The sequence below is a fragment of the Asticcacaulis benevestitus DSM 16100 = ATCC BAA-896 genome, from assembly GCF_000376105.1.
Lineage (GTDB): Bacteria > Pseudomonadota > Alphaproteobacteria > Caulobacterales > Caulobacteraceae > Asticcacaulis > Asticcacaulis benevestitus.
Genome location: NZ_AQWM01000001.1, coordinates 510,081 through 536,233 on the forward strand (window position 1 = coordinate 510,081; position 26,153 = coordinate 536,233).

Consider the following 26,153-nt stretch of genomic DNA (forward strand, 5'->3'; position numbering starts at 1 on the left):
TGTGTCCGAATATCAACAGGAATGTTGCATATTTCACGAGATTGTTGCCGCGGTCAGGGGGTCATCAAATCCCGGACGGCGGCTTCGATCTGAACCGCATTCTCCATGCGGCACACGTGCGCCTTGTCTTGACGGCGCACGTGCGGATCGGAATGATGTGTCGACGCCTCAATATAGGCGCCGAGGTGTTTCTTGAACATGCGCAGACCCAAAACGTCACCATAAAAACGCATGGAGGCCTGCATGTGCTCAATCAGCAGATTAGCCCTTTGCGATAACTCAATGACTTGCATCGGCTTATCGTCATTTAAAGCCTGATCGAGATCACGCGCAAACCAGGGCCTTCCATAGATTCCCCGACCGATCATGACGCCATCCGCGCCGGATTGTTCCAGCGCTGCCTGGGCTGAATTGAGATCGATAATGTCCCCGTTGACGACGACAGGCACGCTCACCGCTGCCTTGACCTCGGCCACGGCACGCCAGTTGGCCTCACCTTTGTAAAACTGTTGGCGGGTACGGCCGTGCACGGTCAGGGCAGCAATGCCGAGCTTTTCAGCGCGCTGCGCCAGTTCGGCGGCATTGTGATTGTCGTCCCAGCCCAGCCGCATCTTGACCGTCACCGGGCGCGATGTGGCTTGCAGCGCCGCCGTCATGATCCGTTCGGCCTGATCGAGATCGCGCATCAGGGCCGAGCCACACAAAACACCGGTCACTTCCTTGGCCGGGCAGCCAAAATTGAGATCGACAATGTGGGCACCCGCCTCTTCGGCCAGGTGCGCGCCACGGGCGATATGCGCCGGATCGCGCCCGATAAGCTGGATGATCTTGAGGCCTTCATGCTCGCCCAGTTGCGCCTTGCGCACGATATCGGGGCGGCCACTTTCCATCTCCGCGCACGCCACCATCTCCGTGGCGGCATAGGGCGCACCGAGCTTATGCGCCATATGGCGAAACGGCAGGTCGGACACGCCGGTCATGGGCGCGATCAGCACCCTGCCCTTGATATCCACATCACCAATTTTCAAACTCTGTGCCGTCATAAGGCTCACATACACACTTCAAGCCTCTTGCGCCACGCCTGTATCGCGCTAATACGGTCCCATGACATTTCATGCGATCATCGTCGCCGGCGGGTCCGGCAGCCGCTCGGGCGGCAAAAAACAGTGGATGCTGCTCGGCGGCCGCTCCGTCCTTGACTGGTCCGTCTCGGCCTTTGAAGAGGCAGGCGCAGCCGGAATCGTCATTGTCGTGCCGCCGGAAGACGTGACACAGGCCGAAATTGTCTATGGGGAGCGCGCCACAATCGCGGCCGGCGGCGCGCAACGGGCCGATTCCGTGGTCAATGGCCTTCACGCCGTAAACACCGGCAAGGACGAAGTCGTGCTGATCCATGACGCCGCGCGCCCCTTGCTTAAAGCCCATCATATCAATGTCCTGTTGAGAGAACTTGAGACAAAGCCGGCAGCGATTCTGGCGCTTGCGGTCACCGATTCGCTCAAGCGCGGGGAGAACAACCGCATTGTCGAGGCGCCGTCGCGTGAGCATCTGTGGCGCGCCCAGACTCCGCAGGCTTTTCGACTGGGTGATATCCTGCGCGCTTATGAACGTTGGCCCGCCGACCAGACGCCGACTGATGAAGCCATGGTCGCCAGCCATTCCGGCATCAATGTTACCCTGGTCGAAGGCGATATGAGCCTGCACAAACTGACCTATCCCGCTGATTTCGTCCTGCTTGAAGCTTTAATTTCCAAGGATAAGCCTTTGAAACAGATTAGAATTGGTCAGGGTTTTGATGCCCATCGCTGGGGGGGTGGTGACAGCGTCTGGCTTTGCGGCGTCGAGATCACGCACACCCAGACCCTGATCGGGCACAGCGACGCCGATGCCGGCCTGCACGCCCTCACCGACGCTCTTCTGGGCGCCGCAGGTCTCGGTGACATCGGCGATCATTTCCCGCCGACCGATCCACAGTGGAAGGGCGCGGCCTCCGATCAGTTTCTTCGGCACGCCGCCGACCTGGTGCGCGGTGTCGGGGCCGAGATCGTCAATGTCGATGTCACGCTGATCTGCGAACGGCCGAAGATCAAGCCGCACCGCGAAGCCATGCGCGCCCGCATCGCCGAAATTCTCAATATTACTATCGATCGCGTCAGTGTGAAGGCAACGACAACCGAGGGCATGGGCTTTACCGGCCGCGAAGAAGGCCTTGCCGCACAAGCAATTTGCGCGATCGAGCTGTAAAAACAGGGTGTTGAGGAAATTGATCAAACCCATTGAATTGTTATGGGTTTTATTGCGAAGCATTCTCATGGTCGCTAGGTATTGAAAAGAGATTCCGCCCCGAATATATGACGGGGGTTCGCGTTTTTCATAACCCCCACACCGAGGTCCTCCCATGCCCTTCGAATTGCCAGCCCTTCCCTACGCCACCGATGCGTTGGAACCGTACATGTCGGCCAACACCTTCAGCTTCCACCATGCGAAGCACCACAAGGCCTATGTCGACAATCTCAACAAGCTGATCGAAGGCACCGAATTCGCTGATCTGTCGCTGGTCGAGATCGTCAAGGCGTCGGAAGGCAAGAACCCCGGCGTGTTCAACAACTCCGCCCAGGTGTGGAATCACACCTTCTTCTGGCACTCGATGAAGCCGAACGGCGGCGGTGCAGCCACCGGCGCGATTGCCGCCAAGATTGACGCCGATTTCGGTTCGTTCGACGCCTTCGTCGAGCAGTTCAAAACCGCTGGCGCCACGCAGTTCGGCTCCGGTTGGGCGTGGCTCGTGCTCGGCACCGACGGCAAGCTCAAAGTCGTCAAGACCGGCAACGCCGAAACGCCCTTCACCAAGGGTGACAAGCCGCTGCTGACCCTCGACGTCTGGGAGCACGCCTACTACCTCGACTATCAGAACCTGCGTCCGAAGTTCATCGAAACCTACCTGACCTCGCTGGTCAACTGGGACTTCGCCAACGCCAATCTGGACGCCAATCTGCACGCCGGCGTCTAATTTCTTCTTGTTATTTGATGGTAAAAGGCGATCCTGGCGGGTCGCCTTTTTCTTTGATGTGAACCATGACCCAGCCAAAACTCGCCGCGCACCTGATCGACCTGCTGAAAGCACAGCGTAAGACCGTCACCACGGTGGAAAGCTGCACGGGCGGACTGATTTCGGGCGCCATCACAGGCGTTTCGGGCTCATCCGAGGTGTTTGAAACCGGTTTCGTCACCTATTCCAACGCCGCCAAAACGGCTCTGGTCGGTGTACCGGAAGCGCTGTTGCAGACCTACGGCGCGGTCAGTGTCGAGGTCGCGGCGGCCATGGCGGAAGGCGCCTTGAAAACAGCCGGCGCGCACATGGGCTTAAGCGTCACCGGGATTGCCGGCCCAACCGGCGGCAGCGCGGAAAAGCCGGTCGGCATGGTGTGCTTTGGCCTCAGCTATATCGATCCGGAAAAGCGGATCACGACCCTGACGCAGGAAATGCAGTTCGGCGCTATCGGTCGTGACCAGGTGCGCGAAGCCAGCGTCATTCATGCCTTAAGCTGGGCGATCGAGACGCTTCAGGCGTGATCAGCGATTGTGGCGTTTGCGCCATTCATCGACAAGATCGCCCAGGGTCTGGGGTACGCCGCTTTTCATCCAGGCCATAAACGCCCGATCGAAGGCAAAGTCATCGCCACATTCACCAATCATGAAGCGTCGCACGTTCTGCGTCATTTTATAGCTGGCATTCAGCGGCGTTTCGCGGGTCAGCGCTTCGCTATGCCAGTCAAATGTGCTCATAGCTTGGGATACAGGCTGGCGGCGCGGGCTTCAAAAATCGCCAGCAGTTTCGAGACTGCCAGTTTGAAATTGGCTTTGAAAACGGCATCGAGGATCGGGTTCTTGATCTCGACATCCATATCGAAGGCCACCTGCGTGCCGCCGTCAACGACGACGAACGACCAGCGGCCGGCCAGTTTGCGAAAAGGCCCGCGGATCAGCGCGAAATCGACCGTCCTATTTGAAGGATGGCGCGTCACACGCGTCGAGAACTTCTCGGACAGCATCTTGAAACCGACATTGACGTCGGCATCGAAGCGGCTGACGCCATCCGGCAAGGTCTCGCGGTTATAGGCGCGCAGCTTGGTGATCCACTGGATAAAGTCCGGATAGCGTTCGACATCGCTGACCAGCTCATACAGTTGCGCAGCGTCATAAGGCAGGACGCGCTCAAGACGAAATTGCGTCATGGACTACTTTTTCGCAGCTCTGGCAGCGCGCAGACGCTCGAAATCCTCGCCGGCGTGGTGCGACGAACGCGTCAGCGGCGACGACGACACCATCAGGAAACCCTTGGCGCGGGCGATGGCTTCATAGGCCTTGAACTCATCCGGCGTCACGAAGCGATCGATGGCGGCGTGCTTGCGGGTTGGCTGGAGATACTGGCCGATGGTGATGAAATCGATACCGGCCGAGCGCATGTCGTCCATGACCTGCATGACCTCTTCGCGCGTTTCGCCGAGCCCCACCATGATGCCGGACTTGGTGAACTGCTGCGGATCGCGTTCCTTGACGCGCTCCAGAAGGCGCAAGCTATGGAAATAGCGCGCGCCGGGGCGGATCTTGAGATAGTTGCGCGGCACAGTTTCGAGATTGTGGTTGAACACGTCCGGCTTGGCGTCGATGACGATCTCGGCAGCGCCTTCCTTGCGCAGGAAGTCCGGCGTCAGGATCTCGATGGTCGTCTTGGGCGATTGCGTGCGAATCTGGCGGATGACCTCGGCGAAGTGCGCCGCGCCGCCGTCTTTCAGATCGTCGCGGTCCACCGACGTGATAACCACGTGCGAAAGCTTCATCAGGGCGACGGTTTCGCCCACGCGCCTTGGCTCGTCGGTATCGAGCGGTTGCGGCAGGCCGGTCTTGACGTTGCAGAAGGCGCAGGCGCGTGTGCAGGTGTCGCCCATGATCATGATGGTGGCGTGGTTTTTCGACCAGCACTCGCCGATGTTCGGGCAGGCGGCTTCTTCGCAGACAGTCACCAGCTTGGCGTCGCGCACGATGCCGCGCGTCTCGTTATAGCCGGTCGAGCCGGGCGCCTTGACGCGCAGCCAGTCTGGTTTTTTCAGGATCGGCGAATCGGGTTTGTTCTGCTTTTCCGGGTGACGCAGTTCACGCGGGCTGGAATCAACACGATTTATCAGAGTGACCATGGAGGGCTCAGCTTGACTCAATTGGGGGCTTCACGAGTATACAGAGGCCCTAATTGGTCTTTTCACGTCATAATATCAAGTCAATTCCTGCTAATAGTGCGTTGCAAATGTCATAGCCGCTTCACGGAATCTCAAGTATAGCTTGCTGAATGTGGGCGTTTCCCTTTCGTAAATCCGTGATCGTGGCGTCACTTGCTCTCCTGCTGGGAGCGAGCCTTGTCGCCTGTTCCAAGCTCAAGGACGCGGCAAAAGAGATGCAGCCGGGCCAGGCCTTCCTCGATAGCCGCATTCCGGCGGGGCTTTCGCCGCAATATTATCCGCCCGAAGGCTTTGTCTGGGGCGCCTATCGCGCCGGCTCCCTGCCCGAGGCGCGCTACGGCGTGGCCTCGCCGCCGATCAATCCGAAGGCGCAGGTTCTGATCCTGGCCGATGCCGACTATCCCGCCGAGGTCTATTTCGAACTGATGCGTCACCTGATCGATGAAGGCTATGGCGTCTGGCTGATGGAGGCGCCGGGTCAGGGCGGTGCGGGTCATTATCTGCTGCAGAACGACAGTATCTTCGCGCCCAGCTATCACGACGCCCAGATCACGGCGCGCGATTTCATCCGCGACATCGTCAAGCCCTCGGCGCAGAAGCACTTGTTCGTCATTGGTACGGGCTACAGCGCCATCAACGCCCTGTCGCTCTCCACCCTGCTGAAGGACGACTCCATAAAGGGCTTTATCGGTTATGATCCCTATCTCGGCGGGCCGATCGGCAAGGGCGAAGCGTGGCACCGAGACGCGCCGCAGCCCGGCTATTGGGGCGGCATCGCGCAGAGTTGGCAGATGTCGAACCCCGATCTGCGCATGCGTCAGAAAAGCGATGGCTGGCAAAAGCAGACGCAGAAAGCCTATGCCGAACTGAACGGTTTGCACCTGCCGGTGATGTCGCTGAAAGCGGGCGCGCAGGTGCTGGTGATCGCACCCAAGGCTGGCGCTTCCGCCCGTGGCCTGTGTTCGCATCTGCCGCGCTGCCGGATGGAGCCAACCGACGGCCCGCAAAGCCTCAGCCAGGATATTCTGAGCTTTATAAAGGCACAACAGCCGGTACATCCCTAAATCGTCTACGAAGATTTTCGTTGACTCCATACGAAGCCTTTCGTATATATTGCGCATGACGCACCAAGATACCCCCGCCCTCAAAAAACCCACCGAAGCTGAGCTGGAAATCCTGCGTGCGCTGTGGAGCAAGGGCTCTGCCACCGTACGCGATGTTTATGACGTGCTCTCCCAGGAGCGCCCAATGGGTTACACCACGGTGCTCAAGACCATGCAGATCATGCTGGAAAAGGGCTTGGTGTCGCGTACCGAAGCCGGCAAGGCGCATATCTATGCTGCGGCCATGCGTGAAGAAGACATGCAGGGACAACTCCTGCAAGACCTGAGTGACAAGCTGTTTTCGGGCTCGCCTGCCTTGCTGGCCATGCACGCCCTTTCCATGCAACCGGCCAGCGACGAAGAAATCCAACTGATCAAAGCGCTGATCGAGCGCAAAAGAGGTGCGTGATGAGTCCCCATATGGAAGCTCTCGGTTATACCCTCGTCCATTTCTGCTGGCAGGCAGCCCTGATCGCCGCGTTCTATAAGCTGGCCGATCTGTGTCTGCCGCGATTGCGGGCGCAGGGGCGCTATATGCTCAGCCTGACGGCCCTGCTGGCGATGTTCGCCGCCGCCGTTATCACCTTTATCTATGAAGATCTGCGCATCACCCAGGCCGCCGCGGTTGATTTCACCGGCGTGGTGATCCCGGCGCTCGGCGCACAGATCACGCAGGAGCTTAAGCTCTCCGCCCTGCTGCCCTGGCTCGATGCTTTCTGGCTGATCGGCGTCGCCACCCTCTCCTTCCGCATGTTGTCGGGCCTGTGGTACATACATAGCCTCAAGAAGCACGCGCAGCCCGTACCGGCCCAGATCGCGCACCGCTTCGCCCTCGCACTGCGTCGTTTCGGCCTGACCAACAAGGTCCGCATCCGCCTTCATCCGGCCATCAACGGCCCCTTCGTCGTCGGCGCCCTGCGCTCCGTGGTCTATCTGCCGCTATCAGCGGTCACCGCCCTGACGCCTGAACAACTCGATACGGTCCTGTCGCACGAACTGGAACATATCCGCCGCGCCGACTATGCGTGGAACCTGATCCAGAGCGCGGTTGAGATCCTGTTCTTCTATCATCCCGCCGTCTGGTGGATCGGCGCCAAACTCCGCGAACAGCGCGAACTGTGCTGTGACGACGCCGCCATCCGAAGCTGCGATGACCCGATCACCTACGCCACCGCCCTGCTCAGCCTGGAAGAACAGCGCCGCAGGGTGCCGGTTATGGCCCCGAACCTGACAATGGCGCTAAACGGTCACGGCAAGAACGATCTGCTGGCCCGCATTTCGCGCATTCTTGGTGAGAATGCCGAGCCACGCCTCAAGGCCCGTCCGGTCGCCTTCGTCCTGCTGCCATTGATGCTCCTGACCCTGACGGCGTTTGCTGCCGCCCCCGTCCGTGACGCCGCCGCCAAGATTTGCCCGCAAGCCGCGACCGACGCCCTCGCCCATCTCGAAGACGTGGTGACCGGCGCCAAGGATCTGAAGGTTCAGAGCGAGGACGCCCAGGTGGCAAGAAATGATCTCGACGTCGCCGACTACGAGCACGAAGCGCCGGAATATGCGGCCGTGGAAGCCGACGACATCGATCCGAACGCCATTGCTGCCCAGGCGCGCGCCGATGCACTCGCCGCCCGCGCTGAAATCGCCCGCGCCAAACTGACGGACATCAACCCCGAGCAGATCGCTGCCGAAGCCCGCGCGTCCGCCCTGCAGGCCAAGGCCGAAATGGAGCGTAACGGCATCAAGGATCGCATCGACGTTGAGGCCATTGTCGCCCAGGCGCGTGCCGATGCCGAGGCTGCCAAGGCGAATGTCGCACAACTGGCCATCGCTGACATCGACCCCGACCGGATTGCCGCGGAGGCCCGCGCCGGCGCCATGCAGGCCCAGGCGCAACAACAGGCCGCCTTAAAGGCGCAGCGCGTATTCAGCAAGATCAAGGCCCCCAAAGCGCCCAAGGCCCCTAAGGCTCCGAAAGCACCCGTTGCGCCTGCTGCGGCAGCGGATATGTACCCCGATGAAGTGCCAGCCCAACTGGCCGCGCCCGAAGCCCCGCCCGCCCCTCATGCGCCGCCCATGACCTTTATGCCAGGCAATGTGAAGATTACGACGCCCCTCTCCGCCGCTATTGTGGAACCTCGCTCTGTCGCTACGCCGTCTCCCGTGGTCCGGCTCGACCGCCTGCCCCACGCAACCGCTGTCACCATCCCCTCACCGAACGCCATGACCGATGTCGTTATCAATGTCGACCGCAAGGACACCGTGACGGTTCAAGTCGCCGTCAAGTAAGCCTGCCACCCTCAGAGGGTACGCCGTCCAACTTCCGCTTTGACCTCACAAACAGATCAGCTATCATGGCACCTCTTGCTGCGCGGGCCCGTGGGTGACGCAGCGTCATATTTTGGACCGATCAGGATCACCCGTGTTGGCGAGGTGACCGGCAGTTCCGAGGGGAGCGTTCGTGCATGAAGCGCGCGTTTAAGGCCAGCGATACGACCACGTCGCTGTTTGATGCACTGATCGAAGCGCAAGGCCGTTTCGGGGCCAATAAGATCATTATCGAAGATCAGGACAGGAAGCCGCTGTCCTACGGCATGTTCATTGCGGGCGTGTTCGCCCTGTCGCGCCTGCTTAACCGCCATGTCGGCGATGAGGGCCGCGTCGGCATGATGTTGCCGACCTCAGCCGGCGGCGCCGTTTCCTTCTTCGCCCTGCACGCGCTGGGCAAGGTGCCGGTGATGATCAATTTCACCGCCGGTCAGGCCAATGTCAGAGCCGCCGCCCAGACCGCGCAGATCAAAAGCGTGCTGACCTCACGCCGCTTTATTGAAAACGCCAAGCTGGAAGATCTGGTCGAGGCCATGTCGGCCTATGTACGCATCATCTATCTCGATGATATCCGCAAGGAAATCTCGACGACGGACAAGCTCTATGCGCTGGCCGCCTCGAAGTTGCCGAGGCTCTTCGCCAAAAAGACGAAGGCCTCCGATATCGGCGTCATCCTCTTCACCTCCGGCAGCTTCGGCAGCCCGCGCGGCGTGGTCCTGATGCAATCGAACCTGGTCTCCAACACCCGCCAGATCGAAGCCCATATCGAGCTGAAACCGGAATGGATCGCCTTCAACCCGATGCCGATTTTCCATTCTTTGGGGCTCACGGGCGGCGTCATCCTGCCCCTGCTGGCAGGTCTGCGCAGCTTCCAGTACCCGTCGCCTCTACACGTAAAAGTAATCCCTGGCCTGCTGAAAGAAACGAAGGCGTCGCTGCTGTTCTCGACCGATACCTTCATCAATCAGTACGCCCGCTCCGGTGAGCCCGAAGATTTCAGGACGCTCGAATTCGTCGTTTGCGGCGCTGAAAAGGTCCGCGAAGAGACACACAATCTGTTCAGTGGCACCCCCATTCTGGAAGGCTACGGCGTCACCGAATGTTCGCCCGTGGTAGCCGTCAACTTCCCTGACAACAACCACCACGGCACGGTCGGCGCCATGCTGCCCGAAATGGAAGCGCGGCTGGAACCGGTCGAAGGCATCCCGGTCGGCGGCCGTCTCTGGGTCAGGGGACCGAACGTCATGGGCGGCTATATCAACAGCGACGCCCCCGATGTCATTGAGGCGCCGAAGGACGGCTGGCACGACACTGGCGACATCGTTGATATCGATGGCGAAGGCTTCATCAAGATCCTCGGCCGCGCCAAACGCTTCGCCAAGATCGCCGGCGAGATGGTGTCGCTGACCGCGGTGGAGCGCATCGCCGAAGAAGTGTGGCCCGATAATCGCCATGCCGTCGTCGCCGTTTCGGACGACAAAAAAGGCGAGCGCCTCGTGCTGATCACCGACAAGGACGACGCCGACGTATCGCGTCTCACACTGTGGGCGAAGGAAAACGGCGCGCCCGTTCTGGCCATCCCGAAGAAGATTCTGAAGGTCGAGGTCGTGCCGGTGCTGGGCTCTGGCAAGACGGATTACGTCACCTTGCAGAAACTCGCCGACGTCGAAACGCGCGCCGCTTAAAGTTCAAATTTTGCCAAACACTTCACGCAATTAGGAAGGTATTTGACGGCGATATAATATTTAATTATATAGTTAATTATTGCGCCTTTCGTTAATTATGTGATTTTGAGAACTCTAAAGGCGTATATTTATCAATACCTTAAATGATTCCTAAAAATGAGAAATTAAAATCTGGACGATATCGTGAACGAAATCCTCGAACAGACCCTGGCGGCGCTTGCCGATCCCAACCGTCGACGGGTGATCGAATTGCTGTGTGACCAGCCCTATACAGCCGGCGAACTTGCGCGTGAAATCGGCCTCTCTCCGGCCGCGCTCAGCCGCCATCTGCGCGTGTTGAAATCTATCGGCATGATCGCCGAAGTGCCGCTTTACAGCGATGCCCGCCTGCGCGCCTATGCTCTGCGGCCACAGCCGATGGCCGACCTCAAAACCTGGGTCACAAACAATGAAGAGCGATGGACGCGTCAGATGGAGACCCTGGCACGCCGCGCCACATCCGGGTCATAACGGTGTCTTGACAGTCACAACCATTCTGTCATTAGACAATACTATGGCCAAGGCAGATTCCATCTTAAGGACGCCACGCAACTCGGAAGTCAACTTCTGGGCCTGCTTCGCCGTGGTCTTTGCCCTGGTCTCTCAGGTGCTGTTTCCACCGCAGGTCATGGCCATGCCCTCGAGCCATGGCGTCAAGATGGTGCTGTGTTCGGCGGGTATGGATAGCCAGCCGATCGTCGAGACCACGACGCTCATCCTCAAGTCCGCGCCGAAAAAGCCCGGCCTCGCCGGCCTGAAATGCGCCCAGTGCGTTCTGGCTTCGGTGACCGGCATCACCACGCCGGAGCCGGTCTTCCAGCCGGCCATCTATACCGTCTGCCACGCCGATTTTACACCGGCCACCCGCCGCTCTCCGATCAAGGCGCGCGCACCGCCGCGTCCGCATTCCTGCGGCCCTCCGTCCCAGATCTAAGCTGATAACCCCGCGCAAACGGCATGACCGTCTGCGCTATTTCTGCTTATCTGAACGGATCTTTGAAAATGAAGAACACAACCTGCGCGCTTGTTGCCGCGCTGCTCTGCACGGCCTCCACCCTTCCCTTTATTGCCCATGCTGAAACTTTAGCTGAAACGCCGGAGGCTTCCGACGCGCCAAAAGAGGTGATCGTCGTCGGACAAAAAAACACCCCGATCACCGTCGTGCCGCGCGGTCTTTCGGTCTCGCTCGGCCATGATCAGTTCGACGCGATCAACGCCGTCAATGTCGAAGACCTGATGAAGTACGCGCCGAATTTTTACGTGCGTAAACGCTTCGTCGGCGATGATAATGCCGTAGTCGCCCTGCGCGGCGCCAACACCGTCCAGAGCGCCCGCACGCTTGTTCTGGTCGATGGCTATGTCGTCTCGAACTTCCTCGGCAACCGCTACGACTATGCCCCCAAATGGAACGTCGTCGGGCCCGCCGAGGTGCGCCAGTTCGATATCGTCTATGGCCCCTATTCGGCACGCTACGGCGGCAATTCGATGGGCGGTGTCGTCTCGATCACTACGGAAGCGCCGAAAAAGAATGATATGTACGGCTCCGTTCAGGCCTTCACCATGCCGTTCAAGGAATACGGCTTCGATGAGAGCCTCAGTGGCTATTCGGTCGAAGGCGGCCTGAATTACAAGGCCAAGGAGTCAGGCTGGTCGGCACGTGCTTCGTTCCGCCATTTCGAGAACACCGGCCAGTCGATGACCTATAATCTGCTGACCAAGTCGTCAGCCTCTGGCACCTATACGCCGGTCACCGGTGCCTATGTCGATGATCGTCTGGCCACCCCGGTCTTCGGCACCGCTTCGCCGGTCGATGTCGTCCAGGATCAGGCGCGCCTGCGCGTTGGCTATGCTTGGGATAATGGCTGGAAGGCCGACGCCCTCATCATGCTGTGGCAGACCGCGCAGGATCTGAACGATCCGCGCTCATGGCTTGTCGATGCCAGCGGCAATACCGTCCTGCCGACCACAGCCGGCACCAAGGTCCGTTTTAATGGCGTCAACTACACGGCCAAGGGCGTGACCTATTCGACCATGGACCGTACCGAAAGCCTGATGGGCCTGCGCCTGTCCGGCAACTGGCAGGGCTGGGACATCACCGGCAATCTGTCGCATTACGATATCGGCAAGTGGGACAACCGCACCTCGCTCGATATGGTCAACACGGCCGGCCAGCAGACGCTCTACGATCACCCGGGCTGGTGGACCTTCGACGGCACTCTTGAACAGGCCTTCGGACGTCATGCCCTCGCCTTTGGTGTTAGCGCCAACCAGTATGAGACCAGCGCCACGACCTGGAACACAAAACAATGGCGCACAGCCGCCAACCCTAGCCTGGCCTCGCAGGTTTTCGGCAAGACGGCGATCGCCGGCGTCTTCGCCGAGGATGAGATAGACCTCGGCCGCGCCGTCCTGACGCTGGGCGCACGCTTCGATGACTGGCGCGCCTTCGATGGCGGAACAACCACCGGCACCATAACGCGCGCTTACGCCAAGCGTCACGACACCGCTTTTTCGCCCAAGGCCAGCCTGCAGGGCGATATCGGCGCCTATAATCTGCAACTGAGCCTAGGGACGGCCACACGCTTCCCCACGGTCGGCGAGCTGTTCCAGGGCAAGATCAATGCCGGCCAGACGGAGATCGACCCCACCAGTTTCGATCCGAACCTCAAGCCGGAGATCTCGCACGATATCAGCCTGATCGCGCGGCGACGCTTTGACCGCATCACCCTGACCGCCAGCCTGTTCGACCAGTCGATCGATGATGCTGTCTATAGCTATCAGGGCCTGCTGGAGGATGGCACAGTCGTCAACCGCTATCAGAATATCGAGCGCATGAACCAGTCCGGCGTCGAACTGATCTTCGAGTCGCACGATCTGCTGCTCGAAGGCCTGACGGTGGAATCGAGCGTGTCGTGGATGGACGCCCGCACGGAGACAAACACGTCGGCGCCGACAGCCGAAGGCGTGCAGTTTCCGCGGATTCCGAAATGGCGCAGCAATGGCAATCTGCGTTATGCCTTTACGCCGAAGCTGAAAGCCTCGCTCGGCTGGCGGTATGGCTCACGGCCTAATTCCGACCTGTTCGGTCTGGTGCGTGGCGATGCCTATGGCTTCCAGACGGAATACTTTTTCCTCGACACGCGCATCAGCTATGATCTGACCAAGGCGACGCAAATCAGCCTCGGCATTGATAATCTCAATAATGATCAGGCCTATGTGTCACACCCCATGCCCCAGCGCAGCTTCATGCTCGAAATCAAGTATCGGAACTAGACCATGAAACATCAGGCCGGCACGATCAAAGACGCCGCACGAAAGATCATCGATTACCGCATGTTCTGGCGCTGGCATTTCTATGCCGGCCTGGTATGCCTTCCCTTTATCATTATCCTGTCGATCACAGGCCCGATCTACCTCTTTAAGCCGCAGATAGAAGCCTTCATTGACGCCAGATACGATCACCTGGCCTTTAGCGGCGCGCCGCAATCGGCCGAGGCGATGGTGAAGGCCGCCACGGCGGCCGTGCCCGGCTCGCGCTTCAAGACCATTGAGGTACGGCCCGATACGCACGACGCCGCGCGCATCACGGTGGTGAAGAACAACGAGAAAATCCGCCTCTATATCCATCCGCAAAACCTGAGGATACTGAAACAAGTCCCTGAAGAGGCGCGCTTTATGGAGGTCGTCAAGACTATCCACGGCGAGCTATTCGCCGGCCGTTTCGGCGAGGTCATCGTCGAACTGGCCGCCTGCTGGGCCATCGTGATGATCCTGACCGGGCTTTATCTGTGGTGGCCCCGAAACCCAAAAAGCGAAGCCAAAGGCATCGCCGGCCTGCTCTATCCGCGCCTTGATATGGGCAAGCGCATCTTCTGGCGCGATATCCATGCGGTGACCGGACTCTATATTTCCGCCCTGGCGCTGTTCCTGCTGCTGACCGGCCTGCCCTGGACCATCGTCTGGGGCAACGCCTTCAAGTCGGTCCGCGCCATGGCCAGTCCGGCGCCGGTATCGCAGAGCTGGAGCCAGGGTCGCGCCGAGGAAAAGACGGCCCTGAAAGCTGAAGGCGTGGCAAAGACCGATCTCAGCCGCCTCGATGCCCTGCTCGATACGTCACGCGCGCTCGACCTGCCCGCGCCGGTCACACTGGCGGCGCCTGCCAAGGGCGCAACGCTTTGGAAACTGCAATCCGACACCGGCAACCGTCCGCAGCGCGTCACCCTGATGATCGACCCAATGATGCTGGAGGTGATCAGCCGTGAGGATTTCCATGACAAGAAAGCGCTCGATCAGGTGGTTGGTTACGGTATCGCCGCGCATGAAGGGCAGTTGTTCGGGCCGATTAATCAGGCCTTGGGCGTTCTCACAGCGCTGGGACTGATGACCCTGTGCATAAGCGCCGTCGTCATGTGGTGGCAGCGCCGGCCGTCTGACACGCTTGGCGCCCCGCAAATCCTGCCCGATGAACGTCTGGCGCCAGGCTTGGCCCTTATCATCATTGTGCTGGGCATTTTCCTGCCGGTACTGGGCATCAGCCTGATCGCTATTGGCTTGATCGAGTGGCTTGTGCTGCGCCGTATCCCGCGCGTTCGTGACTGGCTGGGCCTGAAAAAGGCGTAGCGCCTATGTCTTGTCCTTGCTTTTCGATTGCCTTGACTCGCTAAGGGCAATGGCTACCGCTTGTTTGCGACTCTTCACCTTGTCCCCATGGCTGCTTTTCAGGTCGCCTTCCTTATGGGCGTGCATAACGCGCTCGACCGTATCGTCTTTGCTTTCGCCGGATTTGGGCATCATGCATCTCCCTTTTCGCCCCACAAAAAGAGTGTGACCTGACAGAGAAAATTTCTATACGTAAGGCTAGGCTTGGGGCTTCAGGGGTGAGTCGGACATGATCGAAAAGCGGGCCATCGGGCCGGATATTTTGCGCGGCTTGGCCATACTTCTGGTGATGAGCTGGCATATGCCGTGGGTCGATTACCCGCCGTTCTTCCAGCACATCAAGGATTTCGGCTGGCTGGGCGTCGATGTCTTCTTCGTGCTCAGCGGCTTCCTGATCGGCACCGAGTTACTCAAGCCTGTACACGCCGGACAGACGCCGGATCTGCGTGTCTTCTATCTGAAACGCGCCTTTCGTATCCTGCCGGTTTTCTGGTTGATGGTCACGATTTACGCCCTCTTCCCAACTTTACGCGAACGCGAGGCCATGTCGCCGCTGTGGCGCTACCTGACCTTCACGCTCAATTTCGGTCTGGATGCAAAAACCTTCGGCACCTTTACCCACGCCTGGTCACTGTGCGTCGAAGAACACTTCTATCTCATCTTACCGGCCATGGTTCTGATCCTGCGGCGTTTCAAAACGCCCTGGCCGGCCATAGCTGCTGTCGCCACCCTTCTGATTGGCGGCATGATACTGCGCCACCATATCTGGTCACTCTGGCACGCCGCTGGAGGTGATGGCGTCAAATTCTTCACCTGGTTCTATTACCCGAGCTATACCCGGTTGGATGGCCTTTTGATCGGGGTGTGTATGGCGGGCTTGCGCCTGTTTTACCCTATCTTGTGGACGCAGTTCGCCAGACCGCGCTTCACCCTGCCGCTCGCCATGCTGTGCCTGGGCGTTACCGGCTATATGAACCAGATCAACGGCGTGATCCTCAGCGAAACCGGCAGTCTCGTCTTCTATCCGTTGTTCAGCCTAGGCGTTGCCAGCCTGCTGGCCAGTTTGCTGGCTGCAGAGCGACATATCCAGCCGGCGCGCTGGACGGCTTTAAGTTATATCGCGGCGATCTCCTATAGCCTCTATTTGTCGCACAAGATCGTCTTCCATCTCGACGACCTGTTTATGCCAAAGGCCTGGATGACCGGCTGGATCCAGATCGCCATCTATTATGTCACCAGCATCGCTGTTGCCAGTCTCCTGTACTTCGCTGTCGAGCGCACCTTTATGCAGATGCGTAATCGCCTGCTGGCGCGCATGAAAAAGCCGCCTCAGAATACTGAGACGGCTTTTAAATCAATCGCTTCTGACAATTAGCTTAATCGCCTCGCGTAAGCTCGGGCGGCCAGTCGGCCTTGCCATCCTGCAATCATGCAGGATGGCGGCTCTTTACAGGTTAATCATGCGACCATCGGCGTCGAGCGACGCTTCGAGGATGGCTTCCGACATGGTCGGGTGCGGGAAGACGGTGCCTTGCAGGTCTTCTTCAGTCGCTTCCATGGTGATGGCGAGGCAGAAGCCCTGCACCATTTCCGTGACGTTGGCGCCGATCAGGTGAGCGCCCAGAAGCGCGCCGGTCTTCTTGTCGAAGATCACCTTCACGAAGCCGCCCGGTTCGCCGGCGGCAATCGCCTTGCCGTTGGCCTTGAACGGGAAGCGGCCGATCTTGACGTCAAGACCCTTTTCCTTGGCGCCCTGCTCGGTGATGCCGACGCTTGCGACTTCCGGCGTGGCGTAGGTGCAGCCGGGGATCGGCGGATTGAGGTTCGACAGCTTCTTGCCGGCGATATAGTCAGCAGCGTGAACGGCTTCATGGCTTGCCTTGTGGGCCAGCCAGGGCGGTCCGGCGCAGTCGCCGATGGCGTACAGGCCTTTGACGTTGGTCTTGCCATGGCTGTCGTTTTTCAGGTGGCCGCGGTCCATTTCGACACCCAGGGCCTCAAGGCCGAGGTTTTCGGTGTTGGCGACGATACCGACGGCGACGATGCAGCCTTCGGCTTCGAGAACTTCCGACTTGCCACCGACCTCGACCGAGACCTTGACGCTGGAAGCGGATTTTTCAACCTTGGTCACCTTGGCGCCAATGCGGAACTTGAAGCCACGCTTTTCAAAGGCTTTCTGGGCCTCAGCGGAGACTTCCTTGTCCTCGACCGGCAGGATGCGATCGAGCGCTTCGACCACGGTCACCTCCGCGCCGAGCGAGCGGTAGAAGGAGGCGAACTCGATGCCGATGGCGCCGGAGCCGATGACGACGAGCGACTTCGGCATACGGTTGGGCGTCAGGGCGTTGCGGTAGGTCCAGATGCGATCGCCGTCAGACACCGCGCCAATGGCGGGGATCTCACGGGCGCGTGCACCGACGGCCAGCATCACATTCTTGGCCTCGACGACCTGCTCACCGCCCTTGTTAAGCCTGACGGTGACTTTCGGTGCGTCCTTGCCGGGGGAAAGCGTGGCGAAGCCTTCGATCACATCGATCTTGTTCTTCTTCATCAGGTAGCCGACGCCGCTGTTGAGCTGCTTGGCCACATCACGCGAACGCTTGATGACCTTCTCAAAATCGTAGGCAGGCTTTTCACCGGTCAGACCGTAATCGGACAGGTGGTTGATTTTGTCGAACACTTCGGCCGATTTCAGCAGCGCCTTGGTAGGGATACAGCCCCAGTTCAGGCAGATGCCGCCTAAGAGTTCACGCTCGACAATGGCGACCTTGAGGCCGTTTTGCGACGCACGGATAGCGCCTTCATAACCGCCGGGGCCGGAACCGATAACAACGAGATCATAAGTCATGGAAATCAGTCCTTTACGCCAGCATCTTAATCGGATCTTCGAGCAGGTTCTTCAGCGCCGTGATGTATTTGGCGCCAATGGAACCGTCGACGACGCGGTGATCGCAGGTCAGGGTCACGGTCATGACCGTGGCCACAGCCAGCGCACCGGATCTGACGACCGGGCGCTGTTCGCCAGCGCCGACCGACAGGATGCAGCCCTGCGGTTCGTTGATGATCGAGGCAAACTGCTTGATACCGAACATACCGAGGTTGGACACCGAGAAGGTGCCGCCCTGGAATTCTTCCGGCTTCAGCTTCATATCACGGGCGCGTGCCGCCAGATCCTTGGTCTCTTTGGCGATCTGCGACAGGGACTTGGTTTCGGCCTTGCGGATGATCGGGGTGATCAGGCCGCCATCGATGGCCACGGCCATGGCGACGTCAGCATTGTGGTGCAGGGCGATGCCTTCGGATGTGAAGGAGGCATTGGCTTCCGGCACGATCTTGAGCGCCAGGGCAACCGCCTTGATGACGATATCATTGACCGAGACCTTGACGCCCTGCGATTCCAGCGCGGTGTTGATCTTGGTGCGTGCCGCCAGCAGGTTGTCGAGTTCGATATCGACGGTCAGCGGGAAGTGCGGGATATCGCGGAAGCTCTCGGTCAGGCGGCGGGCGATGACCTTGCGCATATTGTTGAGCGGCACGAGGTCGTAGGAACCGGCGGGAATGCCCATCTGCTCCAGCGATTGCACCTTGCGGGGCTCGGCAGCAGCCGTGCCAGCCGAAGCGGCAGGCGCCGCCTTGCCGGTGCCGGAAGCCAGAGCGGCTTCGATATCGCGCTTGATCACGCGGCCATGCGGACCGGAGCCCGGAATAGCCTTCAGATCGAGCTTGTTGATCTCGGCCAGACGACGGGCCAGCGGAGACGCCGCGACGCGTGCGCCAGAAGCAGCAGGTGCGGCGGGCGGGGTAGCAGCTACCGGTGCCGAGGCAACCGGCGCAGGTGCAGCGGCGGCCTTAGGCGTCTCAGCAACTGGTGCGGCCTTCGGAGCGGGCTTGGCATCGCCGCCAGCCATTCCTTCACTTTTTAGGCGAGCGATCGGCGTATTGACCTTCACGCCTTCGGTGCCGGCTTCGACGAGGATGGCCTCGATCGTGCCTTCATCGACGGCTTCGACTTCCATCGTCGCCTTGTCGGTTTCGATTTCCGCGATCACGTCACCGGCGGCGACGGTATCGCCCACCTTGACGTGCCACTTGGCCAGAATGCCCTCTTCCATCGTAGGCGAAAGGGCCGGCATTAAAATATCAGTCATGCGGGTCTTCCCTTACTTGTACGTGACTTGCTTGACGGCGGCGATGATCTTCTCAACGCTGGGCACGGTCAGAGCTTCGAGGTTGGCGGCGTAAGGCATCGGCACGTCTTCCTGGTGGACGCGGGCCGGCGGGGCATCGAGATCATCGAAGGCCTCGGCGGTGACGCGCGCGGCGATTTCAGCGCCAACGCCCATCGGGCCCCAGCCTTCTTCTACGGTGACCAGACGGTTGGTCTTCTTCACCGAAGCGATGACTGTGTCGGTGTCGAGCGGACGCAGGGTGCGCAGGTTGACGACTTCGGCATCAATGCCTTCGGCGGCCAGTTGCTCGGCGGCTTTCAGGGCGAAACCAACCATACGCGAGTGGGCGACGATGGTGACGTCCGCGCCGGTGCGCTGGATCTTGGCCTTGCCGATCGGCAGGACGAAATCCTCAACATCAGGGATGTCGAATTCGAGGCCGTACATCATTTCGTGCTCAAGGAACACGACCGGGTTCGGATCGCGGATGGCGGCTTTCAGCAGGCCCTTGGCGTCGGCGGCATCGTAAGGGGCGATGACCTTGAGACCAGGGATCTGGGCGTACCAGGCGCTGTAGTCCTGGCTGTGCTGGGCGCCGACGCGGGCAGCCGCGCCGTTCGGACCGCGATAAACGATCGACGACTTGATCTGGCCGCCGGACATATAAAGTGTCTTGGCGGACGAATTGAGAATGTGATCAATGGCTTGCATGGCGAAGTTAAACGTCATGAATTCGATGATCGGCTTGAGGCCGGTCATGGCGGCGCCAGCGCCGATACCGGCAAAGCCCATTTCGGTGATCGGCGTATCGATGACCCGGCGTTCGCCGAACTCTTCGAGCAGACCGCGCGACACCTTGTAGGCGCCTTGATATTGGGCGACTTCTTCACCCATCAGGAAGACCTTGTCGTCGCGGCGCATTTCTTCAGCCATGGCGTCGCGCAGGGCGTCGCGCACGGTAATCCTGACGGTCGGCGTGCCTTCGGGGATTTCCGGGTCGTTTTGCGGCTTGGCAGCGACCGGTGCAGCGGCAGGTGCTTCGGCTTTTGCTTCCGCCGGAGCGGCGGCAGGCGCCGGTGCAGCCGATGATGTACCACCTTCAAGGCGGGCGATCACCGAATTGACCTTGACGCCTTCGGTGCCGGCTTCAATCAGCAGGGCTTCGATCTTGCCTTCATCGACGGCTTCGACTTCCATCGTCGCCTTGTCGGTTTCAATTTCAGCGATCACATCGCCGGCGGCTACGGTATCGCCAACCTTGACGAGCCATTTGGACAGGGTGCCCTCTTCCATGGTCGGCGAGAGCGCGGGCATAAGAATATCGGTCATGGATCAGGCTTCCAGATAGACGTCGGTGTACAGTTCGGACGGATCGGGCTCAGGGCTGGTCTGGGCGAACTCAACCGCCTCCAGCACGATGGCCTTGATCTCGTTGTCGATGGTCTTGATGTCGTCTTCGCTCACGCCGGCTTGTTGCAGCATGGTCTTGACGTGATCAATCGGGTCGCGCGTCGTCTTGACCTCGTCGACCTCTTCCTTGGAACGGTACTTGGCCGGATCGGACATCGAGTGACCGCGATAACGGTAGGTCTTCATCTCTAAGATGTAGGGGCCCTTGCCGGAACGGGCGTGCTCGGCGGCGCGTTCGGCGGCTTCCTTGACGGCGAACACGTCCATACCATCGACCGTTTCACCGGGGATGCCGAAGGACGAGCCGCGTTGCGACAGGTTGACCGTGGCCGAAGCGCGGGCCAGCGCGGTGCCCATAGCGTATTCGTTGTTTTCGATCACATACACGACCGGCAGCTTCCAAAGCTGGGCCATGTTGAAGCTCTCGTAAACCTGGCCCTGGTTGGCGGCGCCGTCACCGAAGTAGGTGAAGGAGACATTGCCGTTTTGCTTGTAGAAGTCGGCGAAGGCCAGACCGGTGCCGAGGGATACCTGCGCACCGACGATGCCGTGACCGCCGAAGAAGCCGGTCTCGATGTCGAACATGTGCATCGAACCGCCCTTGCCTTTCGACGAACCGCCGGAACGTCCGGTCAGTTCGGCCATGACGGCGTTGGGGTCCATGCCGGCGGCCAGCATGTGGCCGTGGTCACGATAGCCGGTGATCACCTGATCGCCGTCCTTCGAGGCGGCTTCCATGCCAACAGCGACAGCTTCCTGGCCGATATAGAGGTGGCAGAAACCACCGATCAGGCCCATGCCGTAGAGCTGGCCGGCACGCTCTTCAAAGCGGCGGATCAGCACCATCTGGCGATAATATTTCAGCAGGTCGTCCCTGGAGACATTGCTCAGCTTTTTGCCACTATCGGTCTTGCTGTCTTTCTGGGCGGCACGCGCCATGGACATCTCCCATTACAAAAACTATGGCCGGTGTATCGCCGGCTTAAAAATGGCGGCACTTTTAGCGGTGGCGCGCTGGGTTCTGTCGCCCGGGCCTTACATGGTGCGCGCACATCGCAAATCAAAGGCACACTTCCTTTATGAGAAGCCTGCCTTCGCGTAAAGAGCTAAAGACTGATCAGGAGTTAGCGTTCTGGACGATAGGGCCACGAATAACGTAGGCCTTGGGCTCGGAAAGGCCCAAAAGCACGCGCGCACGCTCTTCAAGTAAATCCTTGGAGAGGTTGTCAGTGCGCAAGTATTTGGCGCGCGCTTCCAGATCAGCACGTTCGGTTTTGAGTTGTGCGAGCTGCTGCTCCTTGACGACCAGGTCGCGATCACGCGATTCCTGAGAAAAGAACCCCTTGTCGCCGGTCAGATACTGAACGCATACATAGGTGAGCACGAGTGTGATAATAGCGGTGGGCAAATAAGGCCTCAATCGGAACAACACTATTTGAGCCCTTTCTGGACTGCGGTAACACGTGAAGGCCATTTTTGGGCCCTCGCAGTTAACATAGTGTTACCAAACATGTCGGCGCACACAGAAGAATTTATCGAAACAGCGTTCGCAAAAGACTGATTTATCACGGCGTTTTTATCATTGTTGTCAAAACTTGAAGGATGACACAGGGCTGGAAGCCAGGAGTCCCGCCGGAGACCGATTCCATACCGCTGCCTTGCTCCTGCTTTTAGATCAAAACGGTTAACCAACACTCACCATAACGGACGAAATTAGCGGCTTGCCCGATAAAGCTGTTTGGGTCTAACCTACCAAAATGTAATCGGTTACAATGCCTGATAGCCGAGAGAGGGGGGAATCGCTATGTCATCACAAACCCATCGCTGGGAATCGCTCGATCTCCTGCGGGGCCTCAGCATCATGGGCATGTTGCTCAACCTGGTGCCCGGCGCATGGGATAAGCAGTATAGCTGGCTGGTTCATGCCAAATGGGAGGGCTGGCAACCGATCGATATGGTGGCGCCGGCCTTTCTGTTCTGTATCGGCGCCGCCCTGCCCTTTTCGCTGCAAAGCCGGTTTATCAAGGGCGAAACCAAGGGCGCGATAGCGCGGCATATCTTATGGCGCGCCCTGGCCCTGATCGCGCTGGGCCTGTTTCTGAATGCCTACCCCACCTTCGATTTCGCGCATATGCGCCTGCCCGGCGTGCTGCAGCGGATCGGCATCGCGTTTGCGGTTGTCGGCCTGTTCGTGCTGCTGACAACGCGGCGTGGCGCTCAGGGCGCAGAGTTTTCGCTCAAGGCCGTGGTCGGCGCTGTTGCGTTCGTGATGTTGCCTTACTGGGCGCTGCTCCAGTTTGTTCCGGTGCCGGGTTTCGGCGCACCGCGTTTCGACCCTGTAGGTAGCTGGCCCTCCTATATAGACCGCAGCGTCTTTGGCGTGCCGCATATGTTTGTGTGGTGGCCGGTCGATGGCAAGGTGGTCTTCGATCCGGATGGCCTGCTGAGCACCTGGCCGGTTTGCGCCACCATGCTGCTGGGCGTACTGACGGGACTCACTTACAAAAGCGGTTTACGACGCCCAATCTTAACGGCGGGCGCGGCGGGCAGCCTTATGATGCTCCTGGCCTACGGCCTGAGCGGTGTTTGTCCGATCATCAAGAATATCTGGACGCCGACCTTTATCCTGCTCAGCGGCGGCTATGCTCTGGTGGTCCTGGGGGTGTTAATGGCAGCCGTTGAGCGTCTGGATATCGGACGTTTCCTGTTCCCGGTAAAGGTCTTCGGCGCCAACCCGCTGCTGGCCTATCTGATATGCTTCCTGTGCGCGCCGCTGGTGAACATGAACTGGATACCCTCGGCCGAGTTTGGCCGCATCGGCTTGCCGTTCGCCAGTCAGTTGACCGCCAAAGGCGTCATCGACCTCTATCTGGCCTCACTGCTGTTCAGTTGCGCCTATCTGGCGGTTGTGTTCGTCATCCTGTGGATCTGCTATCGCAAGCGGTGGTTCCTGCGCCTGTAGGGTTATGGGGCGTGGGGTCTGCGACCCCACAAACCTTGCCTTATTCAAAAGAAAAGCCCGGTCCAAAAGACCGGGCTTTTCTTTTGAAAGAGATGAAGACTTGGGGCCACGGGCCCCAAACCCCATAACTTAACAGCGGATAACCGACACGCCGGCGTAAACCGCTTCGTCATCGAGTTGCGCTTCGATGCGCAGAAGCTGGTTGTACTTGGCGGTGCGGTCCGAACGGGCCAGCGAACCGGTCTTGATCTGACCGCAGTTCATGGCCACGGCCAGGTCGGCGATGGTCGAATCCTCGGTTTCGCCCGAACGGTGCGACATCACCGAGGTGTAACCGGCACGGTGCGCCATATCGACGGCGTCCATGGTTTCCGAAAGCGTGCCGATTTGGTTGACCTTGACAAGGATCGAGTTGGCCATGCCCTCGACAATGCCGGTTTCCAGACGATCAGGATTGGTGACGAAGAGATCGTCGCCGACCAGTTGGATGCGATCGCCGAGGCGCTCGGTCAGTTCCTTCCAGCCTTCGTAATCGTCTTCCGACATGCCGTCTTCGATCGAGCAGATCGGGAACTTGTTGGCCAGGTTTTCCAGGTAATCAACCATCTCGACCGGCGTCAGAACCTTGCCCTCACCTTCCAGATGATACTTGCCATCCTTGAAGAACTCGGTCGAGGCGACGTCGAGCGCCAGCCAGAAGTCCGAACCGGCCTTGTAGCCCGCCTGTTCGCCCGCTTTCATAATGAAAGTGAGCGCATCTTCGGCCGAAGCGAGGTTCGGGGCGAAACCGCCCTCATCGCCGACATTGGTGTTGTGACCAGCGGCCTTCAGGCCCTTCTTCAGCGCGTGGAAGATTTCCGCGCCCATGCGCAGGGCTTCCGAGAACGATTCGGCGCCGGCCGGCACGATCATGAATTCCTGGATGTCGATGGGGTTGTCAGCGTGCGCGCCGCCATTGATGATGTTCATCAGCGGCACCGGCAGCACGCGGGCGCCGAGGCCGCCGACGTACTTGTAGAGCGACAGGCCTGAGGCCTGAGCGGCGGCGCGGGCGACGGCCAGCGATACGCCGAGGATGGCATTGGCGCCGAGGCGCGACTTGTTGGGCGTGCCATCGAGATTGATCAGGGCCTGATCGAGACGGCGCTGGTCGAGCGCTTCAAAGCCGGCGATGGCTTCAAAGATTTCGCCGTTGACGGCATCAACCGCCTTGCGGACGCCCTTACCGCCGTAACGCTTCATGTCACCGTCGCGCAGCTCGGTGGCTTCGTGGGCACCGGTCGAGGCGCCGGAGGGCACGGCGGCGCGGCCGAACGAGCCATCATCGAGGGTGACATCGACTTCAACCGTGGGATTGCCACGGGAGTCGAGGATTTCGCGGGCGACGATGTCAATGATTTCGGGCATGGGGAGTCCTGCTATATGAGACGATCATAGGATTTTGCAGGGCTGCTATAGCGAGGTGCGCCGCCGATGACAAGCGCGGCCTGAAACCATCTCGGCATGGCGGCGAATTGAATCCTTACAGGCCGCCCTCCAGACTGACTTGACAATCCTTTATGGAGACGGACATGACCGAAGAAACCACTGAGTATCTAAAGGACGGCGACCGCGTCAGCCATACCGAAAAGGGCCTCGGTACCGTCAACATTAATCCGCAAGACGACGATATTGTTGTGTCCGACAAGGAGGCCCGCAAGGATACACCGCAGACCGTCTATGTCGTGTGGGATGATGACCGCTTTCCGGTCGGCAATGTGCCGCGCGGCGAACTGGAAAAGGTGCCGGATGCGGCGGCAGCCATTTCAACCGGCGTGTGACGCCACCTTCAGCGTCAACGGCATCAATACCACCCTGCTACCACGCGCCGGTCTGGATCGAGCCCGATGAGCCTTAAGGCTTCACCGCATAACCATCGCTGGCGCTGACCCACAGGACGGTCTGGTCATCGTCGGGCTGTGGCACACCGTCCATCGTCGCCTTGGCGGTCAGCAGCGGGCCTGGACCTTCGTAGCGCGTGCAGATGTCACGATCTAGCACAGGCGTGAGCGCTGTCACCAGTTGTTCCATAAACGGCGCGGCCTGTTCGGGCGGTACGGCCTGCGCGTTGGCGCTCAGTTTGGCGGTACGGATATTGGCTTCGGTAATGGCGCCGCAGACAGCACCATCGCGCATAGTGACATCGGCGACCGTCTCGAGAAGAGTCACAGGCGATGCCTTTACCAGCACGATGACGGTATTGGCGAAGGTGCCGTTACCCTTCGCCGTGTAGATCGCCAGCGACTTGCACGACTTCGCCGCCGTATTGGGCGAATAGCACTGCATCTGGCCCCTGGCCGCGGGGGCGATCGGATCGGGATAGGCCGAAGCGCTTAAGGCCGCGGCCGTGAGCATAGCAACAAACATGTAAACTCCTATCGGCAGCCTTGGCTCAATCAGGTTTGCTGCCAGATCATCAACTCAGGGCTAACAGTCCTGATCGACCTTTTTGGCGAAACCATGGCCCCTGCGATCGTTTCAAGCGAAGTCATACCGGCTTAAGGCGCACGAAAAAACGCGGTTCCGTTTCC

26 protein-coding genes are annotated in these 26,153 nt (G+C 59.7%); 14 read left to right on the forward strand and 12 right to left on the reverse strand.

All coding sequences use genetic code 11. The features are described from left to right. Positions 1–53 precede the first annotated feature (53 nt). Positions 54–1,043: a tRNA dihydrouridine synthase DusB gene (dusB, locus tag B060_RS0102520; RefSeq protein ID WP_018080173.1), complete on the reverse strand. Its 990-nt coding sequence runs from the start codon at positions 1,041–1,043 to the stop codon at positions 54–56. 61 nt (positions 1,044–1,104) lie between these two features. Here dusB and B060_RS0102525 point away from each other — a divergent pair, with 61 nt between their 5' ends. The 3 genes from B060_RS0102525 to B060_RS0102535 all read left to right on the forward strand — a co-directional run bounded on the left by B060_RS0102525 (position 1,105) and on the right by B060_RS0102535 (position 3,573). After that, positions 1,105–2,244: a bifunctional 2-C-methyl-D-erythritol 4-phosphate cytidylyltransferase/2-C-methyl-D-erythritol 2,4-cyclodiphosphate synthase gene (locus B060_RS0102525; RefSeq protein ID WP_018080174.1), complete on the forward strand. Its 1,140-nt coding sequence runs from the start codon at positions 1,105–1,107 to the stop codon at positions 2,242–2,244. 154 nt (positions 2,245–2,398) lie between these two features. After that, positions 2,399–3,010 carry a superoxide dismutase gene (locus tag B060_RS0102530; protein ID WP_018080175.1) on the forward strand — a complete coding sequence of 204 codons (612 nt, stop codon included), beginning with the start codon at positions 2,399–2,401 and terminating at the stop codon, positions 3,008–3,010. A 65-nt stretch (positions 3,011–3,075) separates the two neighbouring features. Next, complete coding sequence (locus B060_RS0102535; protein WP_018080176.1) at positions 3,076–3,573, forward strand: CinA family protein; 498 nt, start codon at positions 3,076–3,078, stop codon at positions 3,571–3,573. Here B060_RS0102535 and B060_RS0102540 read toward each other — a convergent pair whose 3' ends face one another. Genes B060_RS0102540 through lipA form a run of 3 tightly spaced genes read right to left on the reverse strand, consistent with a single transcriptional unit; the run spans position 3,574 to position 5,195 of the window. Next, positions 3,574–3,786 (reverse strand): DUF6434 domain-containing protein, encoded by a 213-nt coding sequence (locus B060_RS0102540; RefSeq protein ID WP_018080177.1) that lies wholly within the window; start codon positions 3,784–3,786, stop codon positions 3,574–3,576. It abuts the gene before it with no gap. Then, entirely contained in the window at positions 3,783–4,235 is a 453-nt protein-coding gene (locus B060_RS0102545; RefSeq protein WP_018080178.1) for a type II toxin-antitoxin system RatA family toxin, read from the reverse strand. The genes B060_RS0102540 and B060_RS0102545 overlap by 4 nt, the downstream gene beginning before the upstream one ends. Before the next feature lie 3 nt (positions 4,236–4,238). Next, positions 4,239–5,195: a lipoyl synthase gene (lipA, locus tag B060_RS0102550; protein ID WP_018080179.1), complete on the reverse strand. Its 957-nt coding sequence runs from the start codon at positions 5,193–5,195 to the stop codon at positions 4,239–4,241. A 149-nt stretch (positions 5,196–5,344) separates the two neighbouring features. Here lipA and B060_RS0102555 point away from each other — a divergent pair, with 149 nt between their 5' ends. The 8 genes from B060_RS0102555 (at position 5,345) to B060_RS0102590 (ending at position 15,003) form a co-directional block, all read left to right on the forward strand. Further along, the gene (locus B060_RS0102555) at positions 5,345–6,298 is read left to right on the forward strand and encodes an alpha/beta fold hydrolase domain-containing protein (RefSeq protein ID WP_023447252.1); all 954 of its coding nucleotides are present in this window, start codon (positions 5,345–5,347) and stop codon (positions 6,296–6,298) included. 55 nt (positions 6,299–6,353) lie between these two features. Continuing rightward, a complete protein-coding gene (locus B060_RS0102560; RefSeq protein WP_018080180.1) occupies positions 6,354–6,746 on the forward strand; it encodes a BlaI/MecI/CopY family transcriptional regulator in 393 nt (130 codons plus the stop codon). After that, the gene (locus B060_RS25940) at positions 6,746–8,620 is read left to right on the forward strand and encodes a M56 family metallopeptidase (protein ID WP_023447251.1); all 1,875 of its coding nucleotides are present in this window, start codon (positions 6,746–6,748) and stop codon (positions 8,618–8,620) included. Before B060_RS0102560 ends, B060_RS25940 begins: the two co-directional genes overlap by 1 nt. Before the next feature lie 176 nt (positions 8,621–8,796). Next, positions 8,797–10,344 (forward strand): AMP-binding protein, encoded by a 1,548-nt coding sequence (locus tag B060_RS23745; protein ID WP_018080181.1) that lies wholly within the window; start codon positions 8,797–8,799, stop codon positions 10,342–10,344. 183 nt (positions 10,345–10,527) lie between these two features. After that, positions 10,528–10,854 carry an ArsR/SmtB family transcription factor gene (locus B060_RS23750; protein WP_018080182.1) on the forward strand — a complete coding sequence of 109 codons (327 nt, stop codon included), beginning with the start codon at positions 10,528–10,530 and terminating at the stop codon, positions 10,852–10,854. Positions 10,855–10,897: 43 nt separating this feature from the next. Next, positions 10,898–11,317: a hypothetical protein gene (locus B060_RS0102580; protein ID WP_018080183.1), complete on the forward strand. Its 420-nt coding sequence runs from the start codon at positions 10,898–10,900 to the stop codon at positions 11,315–11,317. Positions 11,318–11,385: 68 nt separating this feature from the next. Further along, entirely contained in the window at positions 11,386–13,656 is a 2,271-nt protein-coding gene (locus B060_RS0102585; protein ID WP_018080184.1) for a TonB-dependent receptor, read from the forward strand. Positions 13,657–13,659: 3 nt separating this feature from the next. Further along, positions 13,660–15,003 (forward strand): PepSY-associated TM helix domain-containing protein, encoded by a 1,344-nt coding sequence (locus tag B060_RS0102590; RefSeq protein ID WP_018080185.1) that lies wholly within the window; start codon positions 13,660–13,662, stop codon positions 15,001–15,003. 3 nt (positions 15,004–15,006) lie between these two features. Here B060_RS0102590 and B060_RS27070 read toward each other — a convergent pair whose 3' ends face one another. After that, positions 15,007–15,177, reverse strand: a complete 171-nt coding sequence (locus B060_RS27070; protein ID WP_018080186.1) for a DUF6496 domain-containing protein — start codon at positions 15,175–15,177, stop codon at positions 15,007–15,009. A gap of 94 nt (positions 15,178–15,271) precedes the next feature. On the opposite strand from B060_RS27070, the gene B060_RS23755 reads away from it, so the two are divergent. After that, positions 15,272–16,417, forward strand: coding sequence for an acyltransferase family protein (locus B060_RS23755; RefSeq protein WP_018080187.1), 1,146 nt, complete (start codon positions 15,272–15,274; stop codon positions 16,415–16,417). Between the two features lie 72 nt (positions 16,418–16,489). Here B060_RS23755 and lpdA read toward each other — a convergent pair whose 3' ends face one another. The 5 genes from lpdA to B060_RS0102630 all read right to left on the reverse strand — a co-directional run bounded on the left by lpdA (position 16,490) and on the right by B060_RS0102630 (position 22,029). Continuing rightward, complete coding sequence (gene lpdA, locus B060_RS0102605) at positions 16,490–17,890, reverse strand: dihydrolipoyl dehydrogenase (RefSeq protein WP_018080188.1); 1,401 nt, start codon at positions 17,888–17,890, stop codon at positions 16,490–16,492. A 13-nt stretch (positions 17,891–17,903) separates the two neighbouring features. After that, complete coding sequence (locus B060_RS0102610) at positions 17,904–19,190, reverse strand: pyruvate dehydrogenase complex dihydrolipoamide acetyltransferase (RefSeq protein WP_018080189.1); 1,287 nt, start codon at positions 19,188–19,190, stop codon at positions 17,904–17,906. A gap of 12 nt (positions 19,191–19,202) precedes the next feature. Continuing rightward, the gene (locus B060_RS0102615; RefSeq protein WP_018080190.1) at positions 19,203–20,540 is read right to left on the reverse strand and encodes a pyruvate dehydrogenase complex E1 component subunit beta; all 1,338 of its coding nucleotides are present in this window, start codon (positions 20,538–20,540) and stop codon (positions 19,203–19,205) included. A gap of 3 nt (positions 20,541–20,543) precedes the next feature. Then, entirely contained in the window at positions 20,544–21,560 is a 1,017-nt protein-coding gene (gene pdhA / locus B060_RS0102620) for a pyruvate dehydrogenase (acetyl-transferring) E1 component subunit alpha (protein ID WP_026172535.1), read from the reverse strand. A gap of 178 nt (positions 21,561–21,738) precedes the next feature. After that, on the reverse strand, positions 21,739–22,029 hold the full coding sequence (locus B060_RS0102630; protein WP_018080193.1) for an FtsB family cell division protein: 291 nt from the start codon (positions 22,027–22,029) through the stop codon (positions 21,739–21,741). Positions 22,030–22,425: 396 nt separating this feature from the next. Here B060_RS0102630 and B060_RS0102635 point away from each other — a divergent pair, with 396 nt between their 5' ends. Beyond that, entirely contained in the window at positions 22,426–23,583 is a 1,158-nt protein-coding gene (locus tag B060_RS0102635; RefSeq protein ID WP_018080194.1) for an acyltransferase family protein, read from the forward strand. A gap of 129 nt (positions 23,584–23,712) precedes the next feature. On the opposite strand, the gene eno is transcribed toward B060_RS0102635, so the two are convergent. Continuing rightward, positions 23,713–24,990, reverse strand: a complete 1,278-nt coding sequence (gene eno / locus B060_RS0102640; RefSeq protein WP_018080195.1) for a phosphopyruvate hydratase — start codon at positions 24,988–24,990, stop codon at positions 23,713–23,715. 164 nt (positions 24,991–25,154) lie between these two features. Here eno and B060_RS0102645 point away from each other — a divergent pair, with 164 nt between their 5' ends. Then, the gene (locus B060_RS0102645) at positions 25,155–25,403 is read left to right on the forward strand and encodes a hypothetical protein (RefSeq protein WP_155847532.1); all 249 of its coding nucleotides are present in this window, start codon (positions 25,155–25,157) and stop codon (positions 25,401–25,403) included. A gap of 73 nt (positions 25,404–25,476) precedes the next feature. Here the strand turns inward: B060_RS0102645 and B060_RS0102650 are convergent, their stop codons facing one another. After that, positions 25,477–25,989 (reverse strand): hypothetical protein, encoded by a 513-nt coding sequence (locus B060_RS0102650; protein WP_018080197.1) that lies wholly within the window; start codon positions 25,987–25,989, stop codon positions 25,477–25,479. Positions 25,990–26,153 lie beyond the last annotated feature (164 nt).

What these genes read in the sequence shown, in the direction of transcription:
- dusB (WP_018080173.1), bottom strand. Translation starts at nt 1,043, where the DNA reads ATGACGGCACAGAGTTTGAAAATTGGTGATGTGGATATCAAGGGCAGG.
- B060_RS0102525 (WP_018080174.1), top strand. Translation starts at nt 1,105, where the DNA reads ATGACATTTCATGCGATCATCGTCGCCGGCGGGTCCGGCAGCCGCTCG.
- B060_RS0102530 (WP_018080175.1), top strand. Translation starts at nt 2,399, where the DNA reads ATGCCCTTCGAATTGCCAGCCCTTCCCTACGCCACCGATGCGTTGGAA.
- B060_RS0102535 (WP_018080176.1), top strand. Translation starts at nt 3,076, where the DNA reads ATGACCCAGCCAAAACTCGCCGCGCACCTGATCGACCTGCTGAAAGCA.
- B060_RS0102540 (WP_018080177.1), bottom strand. Translation starts at nt 3,786, where the DNA reads ATGAGCACATTTGACTGGCATAGCGAAGCGCTGACCCGCGAAACGCCG.
- B060_RS0102545 (WP_018080178.1), bottom strand. Translation starts at nt 4,235, where the DNA reads ATGACGCAATTTCGTCTTGAGCGCGTCCTGCCTTATGACGCTGCGCAA.
- lipA (WP_018080179.1), bottom strand. Translation starts at nt 5,195, where the DNA reads ATGGTCACTCTGATAAATCGTGTTGATTCCAGCCCGCGTGAACTGCGT.
- B060_RS0102555 (WP_023447252.1), top strand. Translation starts at nt 5,345, where the DNA reads ATGTGGGCGTTTCCCTTTCGTAAATCCGTGATCGTGGCGTCACTTGCT.
- B060_RS0102560 (WP_018080180.1), top strand. Translation starts at nt 6,354, where the DNA reads ATGACGCACCAAGATACCCCCGCCCTCAAAAAACCCACCGAAGCTGAG.
- B060_RS25940 (WP_023447251.1), top strand. Translation starts at nt 6,746, where the DNA reads ATGAGTCCCCATATGGAAGCTCTCGGTTATACCCTCGTCCATTTCTGC.
- B060_RS23745 (WP_018080181.1), top strand. Translation starts at nt 8,797, where the DNA reads ATGAAGCGCGCGTTTAAGGCCAGCGATACGACCACGTCGCTGTTTGAT.
- B060_RS0102580 (WP_018080183.1), top strand. Translation starts at nt 10,898, where the DNA reads ATGGCCAAGGCAGATTCCATCTTAAGGACGCCACGCAACTCGGAAGTC.
- B060_RS0102585 (WP_018080184.1), top strand. Translation starts at nt 11,386, where the DNA reads ATGAAGAACACAACCTGCGCGCTTGTTGCCGCGCTGCTCTGCACGGCC.
- B060_RS0102590 (WP_018080185.1), top strand. Translation starts at nt 13,660, where the DNA reads ATGAAACATCAGGCCGGCACGATCAAAGACGCCGCACGAAAGATCATC.
- B060_RS27070 (WP_018080186.1), bottom strand. Translation starts at nt 15,177, where the DNA reads ATGATGCCCAAATCCGGCGAAAGCAAAGACGATACGGTCGAGCGCGTT.
- B060_RS23755 (WP_018080187.1), top strand. Translation starts at nt 15,272, where the DNA reads ATGATCGAAAAGCGGGCCATCGGGCCGGATATTTTGCGCGGCTTGGCC.
- lpdA (WP_018080188.1), bottom strand. Translation starts at nt 17,890, where the DNA reads ATGACTTATGATCTCGTTGTTATCGGTTCCGGCCCCGGCGGTTATGAA.
- B060_RS0102610 (WP_018080189.1), bottom strand. Translation starts at nt 19,190, where the DNA reads ATGACTGATATTTTAATGCCGGCCCTTTCGCCTACGATGGAAGAGGGC.
- B060_RS0102615 (WP_018080190.1), bottom strand. Translation starts at nt 20,540, where the DNA reads ATGACCGATATTCTTATGCCCGCGCTCTCGCCGACCATGGAAGAGGGC.
- pdhA (WP_026172535.1), bottom strand. Translation starts at nt 21,560, where the DNA reads ATGGCGCGTGCCGCCCAGAAAGACAGCAAGACCGATAGTGGCAAAAAG.
- B060_RS0102635 (WP_018080194.1), top strand. Translation starts at nt 22,426, where the DNA reads ATGTCATCACAAACCCATCGCTGGGAATCGCTCGATCTCCTGCGGGGC.
- eno (WP_018080195.1), bottom strand. Translation starts at nt 24,990, where the DNA reads ATGCCCGAAATCATTGACATCGTCGCCCGCGAAATCCTCGACTCCCGT.
- B060_RS0102645 (WP_155847532.1), top strand. Translation starts at nt 25,155, where the DNA reads ATGACCGAAGAAACCACTGAGTATCTAAAGGACGGCGACCGCGTCAGC.
- B060_RS0102650 (WP_018080197.1), bottom strand. Translation starts at nt 25,989, where the DNA reads ATGTTTGTTGCTATGCTCACGGCCGCGGCCTTAAGCGCTTCGGCCTAT.